We start from the raw sequence: 12,704 nt of genomic DNA on the forward strand, positions 1-12,704 counted from the left end.
CTCCCGATGAAACTCAATCAACAAAATCTCCATCGTCTGGCCAGCGAAGTGCAACTGCCGGCCTACAGCCTCAACGACACGCGCCAAGGCATCGCCCACATCGGCGTCGGCGGCTTTCATCGCGCACATCAGGCGTATTACACCGATGCGCTGATGAACACCGGCGAAGCCCTCGACTGGGCGATTTGCGGCGTCGGCCTGCGCACTGAGGACCGCCGCGCCCGCGACGATCTCAAGGAGCAGGATTACCTGTTCACGCTGTTCGAACTCGGTGACAGCGACGACACCGAAGTCCGCGTGATCGGTGCGATTCGCGACATGCTGCTGGCCGAGGACGGCGCTCAGGCGTTGATCGACAAGCTCGCCGATCCGCAAATCCGCATCGTCTCGCTGACCATCACCGAGGGTGGTTATTGCATCGACGACAGCAACGGCGAGTTCATGGCGCACCTGCCGCAGATCCAACACGATCTGGCCCATCCCGAGTCACCGAAAACCGTGTTCGGTTTTTTATGTGCAGCCTTGGAAAAACGCCGGGCGACGGGCATTCCGGCGTTTACCGTGATGTCTTGCGATAACCTGCCGCACAACGGCGCCGTGACGCGCAAGGCGCTGCTGGCGTTTGCCACACTGCGTAACAGCAACCTGTGCAGCTGGATCGACGCCAACGTCAGTTTCCCCAATGCCATGGTCGACCGCATCACCCCAATGACCAGCACCGCGCATCGCCTGCAACTGGCCGACAAACACGGCGTCGACGATGCCTGGCCGGTGGTCTGCGAGCCGTTCGTGCAATGGGTGCTGGAAGACAAATTCGTCAATGGTCGCCCGGCCTGGGAAAAGGTTGGCGTGCAGTTCACCGACGATGTTTCGCCCTATGAAGAGATGAAAATCAAACTGCTCAACGGCAGCCACTTGGCGCTGACCTATCTGGGCTTTTTGAAGGGCTACCGGTTTGTGCACGAGACCATGAACGACCCGCTGTTCGTGCGTTACATGCGTGCTTACATGGATCTGGACGTGACCCCGCAACTGGCGCCGGTGCCGGGCATTGATCTGACGGATTACAAAAATACGCTGGTGGCGCGCTTTTCCAATCAAGCGATTGCCGATCAATTGGAGCGGGTGTGTTCGGACGGCTCGTCGAAGTTTCCCAAGTTCACTATTCCGACGATCAATCGCTTGATTGCCGATGGGCAGGAGACCAAGCGTGCGGCTCTGGTGGTCGCTGCGTGGGCGTTGTATTTGAAGGGGGTCGATGAGAATGGTGATACCTATTCGATCCCGGATCCGCGCGCGGCGTTTTGTCAGGCGTTGGTGGCGGATGATGCTTTAATCACGCAGCGGTTGTTGGCGGTTGAGGAGATTTTTGGCACGGTGATTCCGCGTTCGGCGGAGTTTGTCGCGGCGTTTGAGTGGTGCTGCAACAGTTTGCGCGAAGAAGGTGTGACGCGGACTTTGCAGCGGATTCTGGATTGAAAAGCCCCTCACCCTAGCCCTCTCCCGGAGGGAGAGGGGACTGACCGAGGCGTTCTTGCGGAATACATCGACCTGAAAGTCCGGAGTCAAACTCAGCTTTTGAACAGCCCCGGTTGAGAGAACCGGAGTCGAACTCAGCTTTTGAACAGCCCCCCGATCGGCTCCCTTTCCCCCTCGCCCCCTTGGGGGAGAGGGCTGGGGTGAGGGGGTAAGCTCTTGATCTTCACCACACCCGAGTGGTTCACACATGACAACACAACAACTGTTCCTAGGCATCGACTGCGGCACCCAAGGCACCAAAGCCATCATCCTCGACGCCATCAGCGGCCAAGTCCTCGGCCAAGGCGCCGCCGCACACACAATGATCAGCGGCGCCAACGGCCGCCGCGAGCAAGACACCCAGCAATGGCTCGAAGCCTTCGCCCTCGCTACCCGCCAGGCATTGCTGGCGGCGAATGTCGACGGCCAGGCGATCCTCGGCATCGGCGTCTCCGGCCAGCAACACGGCCTGGTCCTGCTCGACGACCAAGGTGAAGTGCTGCGCCCGGCCAAGCTCTGGTGCGACACCGAAACCAGCGCCGAAAACGACCGTCTGCTCACTCATCTGGGCGGTGAAAAAGGCTCGCTGGAACGCCTCGGCGTGGTCATCGCGCCGGGCTACACGGTGTCGAAACTGCTCTGGACCAAAGAACAACACCCCGTGGTGTTCTCACGCATCGCACGCATTCTGCTGCCGCACGACTACCTGAACTTCTGGCTCACCGGCCGCGCCTGCAGCGAATACGGTGACGCTTCCGGCACCGGCTATTTCAACGTGCGCACTCGCCAATGGGACTTGCAACTGCTGCGCGACATCGACGCCAGCGGACGCCTGCAAGCGGCGCTACCTGAGCTGATCGATGCGCACCAAAGCGTCGGCACCCTCCTCCCGGCCATCGCCGAACACCTCGGCATCAACCCCGACGCATTGGTATCAAGCGGTGGCGGCGACAACATGATGGGCGCCATCGGCACCGGCAATATCCAGCCCGGCGCGATCACCATGAGCCTTGGTTCCTCTGGCACGGTGTACGCCTATTCCGAGGTGCCGAAAGTCAGCCCGGACGCCTCGGTCGCGACGTTCTGCTCGTCCAGTGGCGGTTGGTTGCCGCTGATCTGCACGATGAACCTGACCAACGCCACCGGCGCGATTCGCGAGTTGTTCGACCTCGATCTGCAGCAGTTCAACGACCTCGTCGCCCAGGCTCCCATCGGCGCCGACGGCGTGAGCATGCTGCCATTCCTCAACGGTGAACGGGTGCCCGCCCTGCCCCACGCCACCGGCAGCCTGCACGGCTTGACGCTGGATAACCTGACCCAGGCCAATCTGTGCCGCGCCGCCGTCGAAGGCACCACCTTCGGTCTACGTTACGGACTGGATTTGCTCCGCCAGAATGGTTTACAAAGCCGCAGCATTTGCCTGATCGGCGGCGGCTCGAAAAGCGCGGTGTGGCGGCAGATCGTCGCCGACATCATGAACACCCCGGTGATCTGCACCGAACAAAGCGAAGCCGCCGCCCTCGGCGCAGCGATTCAAGCGGCGTGGTGCAAATCCTGGTCGAACGGCCACGAAGACACCCTCGCCGATCTGTGCCAGCGCTGCGTGAAACTCGATTCAAGCAGTGAAACCCTGCCGATCGCCGCCAACGTCGCGGCGTTCCAGCATGCCTATGAACGCTATCAACAGCATGTCGCAACCCTATAAAGAGCAAACAATTATGTATTTGGTGTGTGGCGAAGCCCTGTTTGATTTTTTCAGTGAAGACGACGCCAGCGGTCTGGCCTCGAAAGTGAATTTCAACGCGATTGCCGGCGGTTCGCCGTTCAACGTCGCCGTCGGTTTGCGCCGTCTGGGCGTGGACTCGGCCTTGTTCGGCGGGCTGTCCACCGACTACCTCGGCCGCCGCTTGCAGCGAGTGCTGCAGGATGAAGGTGTGCGCCCGGACTATCTGGTGGATTTCGCCGCGCCGACCACGCTGGCCATGGTCGCCGTCGGTGCCAATGGCTCCCCGCATTACAGCTTTCGCGGTGAAGGCTGTGCCGATCGGCAACTGAGTCTTGCGCATCTGCCAGAGCTGAGCGCTGAGGTGCGCGGCTTGCACATTGGCTCATTCTCGCTGGTGGTGCAGCCGATCGGCGACACCTTGCTGACGCTGGTACAGCGCGAAAGCGGCAAACGCCTGATCACCCTCGACCCCAACGTGCGCCTTAATCCCGAGCCGAATATCGACCTGTGGCGCGAGCGCATCGCGACGCTGGTACCACTCGCCGACCTGATCAAGGTCAGCGACGAAGACCTGAGCCTGCTCTACCCCGAACAGGACCCGCAACGGGTGATCGAAGGCTGGCTCGAACATCGCTGCCAGATCGTTTTCCTCACCCGGGGCGGCGACGGCGCCAGTGTGTTCAGCCGCCAGCATGGCAACTGGTCGGTGCCGGCGGCCTCAGTGAAGATCGCCGATACCGTTGGCGCCGGTGACACCTTCCAGGCCGCGCTGATCACCTGGCTGACCGAGCACGGTCTGGATTCGGTCGAAGGCGTGCAGCAACTCGCTCGCGAGCAGATCGACGCCATGCTCAAGTTCGCCGTACAAGCCGCCGCACTGACCTGCAGCAAGACTGGCCCGGATCTGCCCTATCGTCATCAATTGAGCTGAGCGCGTAGACTGTCGGCCTTTTTGCGCACGACGGGATAACGGCTTTTGAATTACAGGCAGACGCTTGGACTACTGACACTGGCAACGCTACTGAGCGGGTGCGGCACCTCGCCGCCCCGCTCGCCGGAAGACATTTGCGAAATCTTCCGCGAAAAAAGCGACTGGTACGACGCTGCGCAAGTCACGCAAAAACGCTGGGGCGTGCCGATTCAGGTGCCCTTCGCGATCATGTATCAGGAATCCGGCTACCGCTACGACGCCAAGACTCCGCGCAAATACTTGCTCTGGGTGATCCCGTGGGGCCGCGTTTCGACCGCCTCGGGTTATGCGCAAGCCAAAGATGAAGTCTGGGCCGACTACCAGAAAAGCACCGGCCGCAGCGGAGCCGATCGCGAAGACTTCGACGACGCCATCGACTTTGTCGGCTGGTACATGGACAAGACCTATTCGATCAATGGCGTGTACAAGTACGACGCCTATAACCAGTACCTCAACTACCACGAAGGCTGGGGCGGATTCCGCAACAAGACCTACGCGAGCAAAGCCTGGCTGATGCCAACGGCGCGCAAAGTGCAGAACCGTTCGGATGTGTATGCGCGGCAATATGCCGGGTGCAAGGAAGATTTGAATCGCGGGTTCTGGAGCCGGTTCTGGCATTGGCTGTAAAAGCTCCGGGATCCCGTGTAGGAGCTGCCGAAGGCTGCGATCTTTTGATCTTGGTTTTTTAAAATCAACGTCAAAAGATCGCAGCCTGCGGCAGCTCCTACATTGGGAGCCGTTACAGGACGGAGAAGCTATAACTCACAATCAACCGGGTCTCATCCACATCCCGGGCAAACTTCTCATAATTGGTGCGATACGTAGCATTCCTCAAACGCAGACTCACATCCTTGAACGTGCCCGTCTGAATCACATACTTCAACTCGCTATCGCGCTCCCACTCCTTGCCTTCCTGATCACTGCCCAACACCTTGATGTGATCACCGTTCACATAGCGGGTCAGAAAGCTCAAACCATTAATGCCAATGGCCTTGAAGTCATAGTCATAACGCAACTGCCACGAGCGTTCCTGCGCAGCGGCGAAGTCGTTGACCTGCACATAGTTGACCAGATACGGATTGCTGCCATCGAGGTACGGCATCGAGTTGTCGCCGTTCATGCGCTGCCAACCGGCGCTGAACGTGTGGCCGCTGTGCGCATACGACAACATGCCGCTCAACGCCCGGTTATCGATGGAACCGGCCTTGGCATCACCGCTGTCGGCACTTTTCAGCACGCGCAGATCCGCTTTAAGCACACCGCCAGCTAACGGTTGATTACCCAACAGCCCGACAAAGTGCTGACGATAAATGTCTTCCAGTTCAGCGTAGTGATACTGCGCGGTCAGGCGATCGTTGATCTTGTAGTCGAAGCCGTACATGTCGAAATGATCGGCAGTGGTGTTGCAGGCGTAGCGCTTGTTCTTGCAGTGCACGCGGATGTCTTGCGAATCGGTGGAATCGCGCGCGGTGTACTTGTCCAGGCGCGCGGCCATGAAGGTCAGGTCTTTCACCTCTTTAGAGGTGAGCATGGCGCCGTTGAACATCGTCGGCAGCAAACGGCCGTCGTTGTATTTCAACAGAGGCAGATCCGGCAACAGCGCGCCGTACTTCAGCACCGTGTCCGAGACCTTGACCTTAGCGGTCAGGCCCATTTTCGCGTACTGACCTTTCGAGCCGCGCGGGTCGTTGCCGCTCGATGGCAACAAGCCGCTGTTGCTGCGGTCCGGGCTGGAATCGAGTTGAAAGCCGAGCATGCCCAGCGCATCGATACCAAAACCCACCGTTCCTTCGGTGTAGCCCGATTGCAGGTTGAGAATAAAACCCTGTGCCGACTCTTCACGCTTGGACGCGCCCTGATCGTTCGTGGTGTGCCCATCACGGAAATCGCGGTTGAAGTACACCGTGCGCGACTCGATTTTCGCCGTGGCGTCTTCAAAAAATCCGCTGGCCTGAACCTGTGCAGTAAAACCTGCGCACAGCACAACGGCTCCGAAGCCAAACGACTGGCGCGGGGTGATGAGGGGAAATGGGGGACGCATGAAAAACTCCAACAATGCAGCGTTTGCGCAAGCGCGCAACAAGCCAGAAAAATAGCTCCCGTCCCGGATCAGATTGAACCAGGAGAAAGTGGACACGCAGGGGTGAGCAGCAATGATGGCAGATGGCTTTGACGTGCTACAGGCGACTTTAGTCTGAATCTGACTGAGGATTCTTCAACCCCGGTCGTGGAAAAAGTTGCCGGCAATCAACGCCAATTCGCAGCAAACGCCCGGTTTTACTGGGTCAAACACCTCATCTAAGGGTTTTCCCTATACCGCAAACCTGCCAGACCTACGGCTTTTGTGCCTTGAACGAGGCCGCTGAATCCTCCATCATCCGTCACCTGCTTATTCAACGGACGGAATTCAAGGCATGCTGGACGCCAACGCAACCCACATTACCCTCACGCTTGAAGGCGCCAACGCCGACCTGCAAGTCCTCAGCTTCACCGGTCGCGAAGCCCTCAACCAACCGTTCCGTTTCGACCTTGAACTCGTCAGCGCGCGCCCCGACCTGAAACTCGAAGAGCTGTTGCACAAGCCCGGCGTCCTGACTTTCGGCCCGACCGGCGAAGGCAAGATCCACGGTCTGGTCTATCGCATCGAGCAAGGCGACTCCGGCAAGACCCTGACCCGTTACAGCCTCAGCCTGGTGCCACAACTGGCCTACCTGCGGCACAACCACGATCAGCAGATCTTCCAGCAACTGACCGTGCCGAAAATCATCGCCCAGGTCCTGGAAGATCGCGGCATCCTCGCCGACGCCTACAGCTTCCAGCTCAACGCCGAATACCCGGAACGCGAGTACTGCGTGCAGTACGACGAATCCGACCTGCATTTCATCCAGCGCCTGTGCGAGGAAGAAGGCATTCACTTCCACTTCCAGCACAGCAGCAGCGGCCACAAACTGGTGTTCGGCGACGACCAGACCGTGTTCCGTAAGCTGAAACCGGTGAGCTACCAGCAAGACTCCGGCATGGCCGCCGACAAACCGGTGATCAAGCGTTTCAACCTGCGTCTGGAAACCCGCACCACCCGCGTCAGCCGCCGCGACTACGACTTCGAAAAACCGCAGATCCTCCCCGAAGGCACGGCGAAAAGCACCTTTGCCCCGGACCTCGAAGACTACGACTACCCCGGCCGCTTCACCACCCGCGAGCGCGGCAAGTTCCTTTCCACCCGCGCCCTCGAACGCCATCGCAGCGACTACAAACTCGCCGAAGGCAAAGGTGACGAACCGACGCTGACCAGCGGCCATTTCCTCACGCTCGCCGAACACCCGCGCGCCGAATGGAATGAGCTGTGGCTGCTGCTGGAAGTCTTCCACGAAGGCAAACAACCGCAAGTGCTCGGCGAAAACGTCACCAGCGACGTCACCGAGAACAAAAGCGATTTCCACCAGGGCTACCGCAACAGCTTCCTCGCCACCCCGTGGGATGCGCACTACCGCCCTGCCCTTGAACACCCGAAACCAAAAGTCCTCGGCAGCCAGACCGCGGTCGTCACCGGCCCGGCCGGCGAAGAAATCCACTGCGACCAGTACGGCCGCATCAAAGTGCAATTCCACTGGGACCGCGACGGTCAGTCCAACGACAAAACCACCTGCTGGATGCGCGTCGCCAGCGGCTGGGCCGGCGCAGCGTACGGCGGCATCGCCATCCCGCGCATCGGCATGGAAGTCCTCGTTACCTTCCTCGAAGGCGATCCCGACCAGCCGCTGGTCACCGGTTGCCTGTACCACAAGGAAAACGTCGTCCCCTACGACCTGCCGGCAAACAAGACCCGCAGCACCTTCAAAACCCTGAGCTCACCGGGCGGCAAGGGCTACAACGAGTTCCGTATCGAAGACAAGAAAGGCGTCGAGCAGATCTACATCCACGCCCAACGCGACTGGGACGAAAACATTGAGCACGATCAGAAGATTCGTGTCGGGAATGAACGGCACGACACCGTTGAAGCCAATACGCTGAGTGAGTTCAAGGTTGAAGAGCACCGGATTACGCATCTGGATCGTATCAGTGAGATGCGCGCGGATGATCACCTGACCGTGGGCGTGACTCAGCATGTGAAAGTAGGTACGGCGCAGTTTGTCGAGGCCGGGACAGAGATTCACTATCACGCGGGTGAGAAAGTGGTGATCGAGGGCGGCATGGAGCTGACCGCCAAGGCGGGCGGGAGCTTTGTGAAGGTGGATGCCGGTGGTGTGACCATCAGCGGGGCTGAGGTGAAGGTGAATACCGGTGGTGCGCCTGGGGTGGGAACCGGGATCGGGATTCTGGAACCTGTCATACCGTGGGCCGCAGCGAAAGACAAAGCAGGTGCCCTGCTCGTCCCGGCCGCCGCACAGATGGCCTTGGCCAAAGCCGCTCGCGCTGCCGGCGACATACGTTGCCCGATCTGCGAAGCCTGCCGCGAAGGCAAATGCGATCTGGGAGCTACAGCATGAGCGAAGCACTCAACAACTGGCTAGGCGAACAGGCCAGACTCAATCGCGTGCTGATTCTGGCACTGGACAGCCTCGCCGAACCCAATCCGGTCACCTCGCTGTATAGCGCCGGCGTCATGCAACGCTCGGTACAACTTTACCGCCGTACCGAATACGCGCAGTTCGCCGCCATCAGTCCATGGCTGACCGAATTACAGAACCCGGGCAACGATGCGTTCCGCAAACTACTCGATGACCCACAGCGCAACTGGGGCTGGATCGGCAGCATGGACAAGGCTGATCTCGACAGCCTGACCCAGCACTGGATCGCTCGCATGGTCATCGACGAAGACGGCGAGCGCTCGCTGTTCCGTTTTCAAGACAACCGGGTTCTGGCCCGCTGCCTGGGCAACATGAAGGAAATCGAATGGCCGCTGCTGCTGGGTCCGATCAGCAGTGTGCTGTATTGGGAGGAGAATCAGTGGAGAAGTGCGGATAACGGCAAACCAGGCATGTATGCCGTACCTAACCCGGCACCATGGCTTCAAGCCCCTACGCCGCCAGAGCGAACCCGCGAAATCTTGCGTGCGAACCTCAAGCGCTGGTTGCTGGTGTATCACGCCGAAACCGCCGCAAAACTCTCAGAAACCCGCCCGATCCTCGAATGGCTGGAAGAGCAGATGGACCTGCTCCAGGCCTGGCAATGGAACACGCCAGAGCAGCGGGAGTTCATGTTGACCCTGCGCCTCGACCCCAGGAATGCCGAGGACCTGGCTTGGCAGCCCTTACCTGGAGAAACGCCGGAGAAGCATTTTGAGCGGTGTGAACGGTTTTTTGCTAAACACAGCGACGACTACGCACTGAATTAATATCGAAACTTTGGGTGTCGCTCGCTCGAAACGATCGCCCGAGTCAAAGGACAATCAAATGCGTCATCGCAATATTTCCAATGGGTTTGTTCGCAGCATCATGATCGGGTTGGGTGCGATTGGGGCTACTGGCTGTTCGGTTGCTCAGCAAGACAGTTTTACTTTAGTGACTGAGCTTCCCCCCGGGTTTCAGATATTGGTTGAAGCGCAATATGTGCCTCGGATGGGTGAGACGTGTTCTGTTCCAGTGAAGAAAGGCCGTGAACATCCGGGTTTCAAGTTCTTCGAACAGAAACGCAGTGAGAAAGCTCAAACTGCGAACTTTCAGGTTGCCCTTACAAGTGTGGAGGGCGGATGTCCGCTGGTTTTGGATAATCTCGACTATGAGATTTACGCCAAATACGCTGCTGGTCCGGTAGACGTAGGCAAAGACTATTCGGGAATCCAGTTTGAGGACGGCCCGACTGATGGGACTCATCCACCGTCTCCACTTAAGTTGCAACGGGAGTGCGAGTGGCTATTCCGCACTGTCGGGTCCAATCGCGTTATCGCAAAAATCCTTAAATGCGCTCCGGTGGCGACGCAAGAAGAAAAAAATGGTGCTATCGCCGAAGGGCCCTTGAAGCGTCCGCAGTTAGTGGGGAAGACATTGAGAGTCACCTTCACTGTGTCCAATGATGAGAGGCCGGCCGTAGGTGACAATTGGGTGAAATTTCCGAAAGGATGGAAGCGTTGCATGGGCAAGAGTCTGGAAGATCCCTATGCGTTCTGTCGCGGTAACACTACCGATTTCAAACCTTTCAAAATGCCGGACGGGCGAGATTGCACGATCTACCCGACGTGTACGGAATAAGGACATTCATCAATGACGGTCAAAAAAGCAGCACAACCACTACTAAAAGATGCCAAAGAGCCCTGCCCACTCAGAGGCACCAAAGTTCGATTTCGGCTAGTTGACGAGTCCGGGAATGGCAAGCCCTATGCCGGGCTTAAATATGTGGTCACCGACAGCGTTGGACAGCGATATGAAGGTACGCTAGACGCCACCGGTTTTGGTGAAGTTCTAAACCACTACGAAGGGCCTGTCGTGCTGACCGTGGATCAGCCTTACACCGGTAGCGAAGAAGACTATAACTGGTTGATGAGCCGGCCAAACTACCCGCTGAAAGTCAGCGAGCTGCAGGTTCGAGCCGAAAAAACGCGATTCATCCGTAAAGATGGCCAAAGAGTTGACAACAACCCAGCAAAATCTGAAGCGGATCAATTTTTTCATGTCGAAGTACGCCACCTCGTTGAAAAAAGCTCGCATCTCCCTCCGGAGTCAAAAGCCAAATACCCTCCCAATCAGAATCTGCTAAAAGTACTGGGCGACATCGGTTTCGGTCCGGAGCAACCAGATCTTTGGGGTGTTGCCCTGGTACCGAACACACTCACAGTTCTGGAAGTGCGCCCGCTGCGGGCTTTCCGCCCAATGCTCTCGAGAGACAACAAGTTTAGTGCATTGAATTTGTATCAACTCTCATTGTTTGCGGCATTGAGCTATTGTGACTTCGGACAGTCACCGGCGGAGCAGCCTACTGATACGGTGAGTTTCCCCCTCGAGCCCAGCGTAGGAAATATGTTTGGAGAGGGTATGGCTTGTTATAAGGAGTCTTGGAAGATTAACGCGCAGCAGTCTGCTGCGTACTATCCGCTTTATGAAGACGTCCCATACTCCAAGCGTTTCGAAATTTTGCCATTCGATCCGACTTTGTATGAACAAAACAAACCGCAACAGGGGGGCAAGCAGGAACACCCTGCAAAGTGGCATTTCTTCGATGACAGTAAAGCTGATGGTGGAACTAACACCCAAGCGTTCATGACACATCATGACGAGGTTGTTCTTATTTCCATACGTGGAACATTAGAACTCGTCGACTTTGTTCGAGATACCGATGCGGAGCAAATTCCTGTAAATCCTGGCGTAGGCAAAGCTCACCAAGGCTTTTACCAGGCCTATCAAGCAATGAGGGAATTCGTCCAAGCTTACCTCGACAGTTTCCATGTTGATCAAAAAGTAATTATCTGTGGCCACAGCCTTGGAGGAGCCATTGCGACATTACTCGCAGAGGCGCTCAGGCAAAGCGCAAAAAATTACGACATTTTGCTTTATACATATGGTTCGCCCCGAGCAGGGGACGCAGATTTTGTTCAGGGTGCAACGGCCTTGGCGCACCACCGCATGGTCAACGACAACGACCCGATCCCAAGCGTACCGGCACCGTGGATGAACACTCGTAAGAGAATCTGGGTCCCAGGTGTGGTGCTCAGCTTTATCACGGCGCCACTGGGCGCGTTGATTTTTGCCTTGGGTTTAAGTCGAACAGGTGGTTCGGCTTACGAGCATCAGGGCGACCTGCATCACTTTATGCCTGTGCACTTCAAAGGCCGTGAGCAATCTTCGGTGCTGTGGAACCCGGGTTGCGAATCCATCGAGGAAGCCGCGTGCACCCGGGCAGTGAAAAAGTTCGGTGACTTGCCCGACCGGGCTCTATTCATCCAGCAACTATTCCAGATGCCTCACCACTACATGCTGCCATCCTACATTCCAAACGCATGGGCAACGTTGCGCCGCTGGCAGCAGACCCAGGAAGGCGGCGGAACGGTGGTAACAAAGACTGAATACGATCAGATCTACTTCCAACTGCAGGAAATGCAGGAACGCTTGAAAACCAAAGAGGCGGAGTTGAATAGCCCTTTCCAATCGGATCGCCGAGCCGCCATGCAGCAAGCAAGTGTGTTGCGGGCGGAAATCGGTCGATTGGACACCTCCCGCCAGCGCCTTCATACCCTGAGCTATCTCAAGCTCACACCTGAGGATATCTACGGTTCTGCCACTCAGGCGCCTGAACATGACCAGAACCTGCAACGCTGGCTAGCAAAGAAAGAGAACAATGTCGACGTTCAACTCGCGATGATTCCTCACGCGGGCAGCGCTCAACTAAGGACTGCATGATTTCGGTATGAACATGCTCCAAGCGAAAATTTCTTGCCGTGACGGCTCACGCACTTGCTATTGGAGTCGTCACATTGGGAATGGGTTGATGAACTTCAGCCTGTATAAGACACGAAGGATAATTCGCGTCTCCCGATTACCGACGACGTACAAAGAGAGT

General features: G+C 57.6%; 9 protein-coding genes. 8 read left to right on the plus strand and 1 reads right to left on the minus strand.

Translation table 11 applies throughout. The annotated features are described in order from the left end of the window. The first annotated feature begins 6 nt into the window (after positions 1–6). The 4 genes from PspR84_RS16070 to PspR84_RS16085 all read left to right on the plus strand — a co-directional run bounded on the left by PspR84_RS16070 (position 7) and on the right by PspR84_RS16085 (position 4,841). The gene (locus PspR84_RS16070) at positions 7–1,479 is read left to right on the plus strand and encodes a mannitol dehydrogenase family protein (RefSeq protein WP_160058066.1); all 1,473 of its coding nucleotides are present in this window, start codon (positions 7–9) and stop codon (positions 1,477–1,479) included. A 247-nt stretch (positions 1,480–1,726) separates the two neighbouring features. Beyond that, entirely contained in the window at positions 1,727–3,223 is a 1,497-nt protein-coding gene (gene xylB, locus PspR84_RS16075) for a xylulokinase (protein ID WP_160058087.1), read from the plus strand. Positions 3,224–3,236: 13 nt separating this feature from the next. After that, a complete protein-coding gene (locus PspR84_RS16080; RefSeq protein WP_160058089.1) occupies positions 3,237–4,175 on the plus strand; it encodes a carbohydrate kinase in 939 nt (312 codons plus the stop codon). Between the two features lie 45 nt (positions 4,176–4,220). Further along, positions 4,221–4,841: a hypothetical protein gene (locus PspR84_RS16085; protein ID WP_007912129.1), complete on the plus strand. Its 621-nt coding sequence runs from the start codon at positions 4,221–4,223 to the stop codon at positions 4,839–4,841. Between the two features lie 112 nt (positions 4,842–4,953). Here PspR84_RS16085 and PspR84_RS16090 read toward each other — a convergent pair whose 3' ends face one another. Then, the gene (locus PspR84_RS16090) at positions 4,954–6,255 is read right to left on the minus strand and encodes an OprD family porin (RefSeq protein WP_160058091.1); all 1,302 of its coding nucleotides are present in this window, start codon (positions 6,253–6,255) and stop codon (positions 4,954–4,956) included. Positions 6,256–6,628: 373 nt separating this feature from the next. Between PspR84_RS16090 and PspR84_RS16095 the strand changes: the two genes are divergently transcribed. Genes PspR84_RS16095 through PspR84_RS16110 form a run of 4 tightly spaced genes read left to right on the plus strand, consistent with a single transcriptional unit; the run spans position 6,629 to position 12,544 of the window. Then, complete coding sequence (locus tag PspR84_RS16095; RefSeq protein ID WP_160058093.1) at positions 6,629–8,701, plus strand: type VI secretion system tip protein VgrG; 2,073 nt, start codon at positions 6,629–6,631, stop codon at positions 8,699–8,701. Continuing rightward, positions 8,698–9,549 carry a DUF4123 domain-containing protein gene (locus PspR84_RS16100; protein ID WP_160058095.1) on the plus strand — a complete coding sequence of 284 codons (852 nt, stop codon included), beginning with the start codon at positions 8,698–8,700 and terminating at the stop codon, positions 9,547–9,549. Before PspR84_RS16095 ends, PspR84_RS16100 begins: the two co-directional genes overlap by 4 nt. A 58-nt stretch (positions 9,550–9,607) precedes the next feature. Continuing rightward, entirely contained in the window at positions 9,608–10,402 is a 795-nt protein-coding gene (locus PspR84_RS16105; protein ID WP_160058097.1) for a hypothetical protein, read from the plus strand. 12 nt (positions 10,403–10,414) lie between these two features. Beyond that, on the plus strand, positions 10,415–12,544 hold the full coding sequence (locus PspR84_RS16110; RefSeq protein ID WP_160058099.1) for a lipase family protein: 2,130 nt from the start codon (positions 10,415–10,417) through the stop codon (positions 12,542–12,544). Positions 12,545–12,704: the final 160 nt, after the last annotated feature.

The organism is Pseudomonas sp. R84 (assembly GCF_009834515.1).
Classification (GTDB): Bacteria; Pseudomonadota; Gammaproteobacteria; order Pseudomonadales; family Pseudomonadaceae; genus Aquipseudomonas.

What these genes read in the sequence shown, in the direction of transcription:
- PspR84_RS16095 (WP_160058093.1), top strand. Translation starts at nt 6,629, where the DNA reads ATGCTGGACGCCAACGCAACCCACATTACCCTCACGCTTGAAGGCGCC.
- PspR84_RS16100 (WP_160058095.1), top strand. Translation starts at nt 8,698, where the DNA reads ATGAGCGAAGCACTCAACAACTGGCTAGGCGAACAGGCCAGACTCAAT.
- PspR84_RS16070 (WP_160058066.1), top strand. Translation starts at nt 7, where the DNA reads ATGAAACTCAATCAACAAAATCTCCATCGTCTGGCCAGCGAAGTGCAA.
- PspR84_RS16090 (WP_160058091.1), bottom strand. Translation starts at nt 6,255, where the DNA reads ATGCGTCCCCCATTTCCCCTCATCACCCCGCGCCAGTCGTTTGGCTTC.
- xylB (WP_160058087.1), top strand. Translation starts at nt 1,727, where the DNA reads ATGACAACACAACAACTGTTCCTAGGCATCGACTGCGGCACCCAAGGC.
- PspR84_RS16110 (WP_160058099.1), top strand. Translation starts at nt 10,415, where the DNA reads ATGACGGTCAAAAAAGCAGCACAACCACTACTAAAAGATGCCAAAGAG.
- PspR84_RS16105 (WP_160058097.1), top strand. Translation starts at nt 9,608, where the DNA reads ATGCGTCATCGCAATATTTCCAATGGGTTTGTTCGCAGCATCATGATC.
- PspR84_RS16080 (WP_160058089.1), top strand. Translation starts at nt 3,237, where the DNA reads ATGTATTTGGTGTGTGGCGAAGCCCTGTTTGATTTTTTCAGTGAAGAC.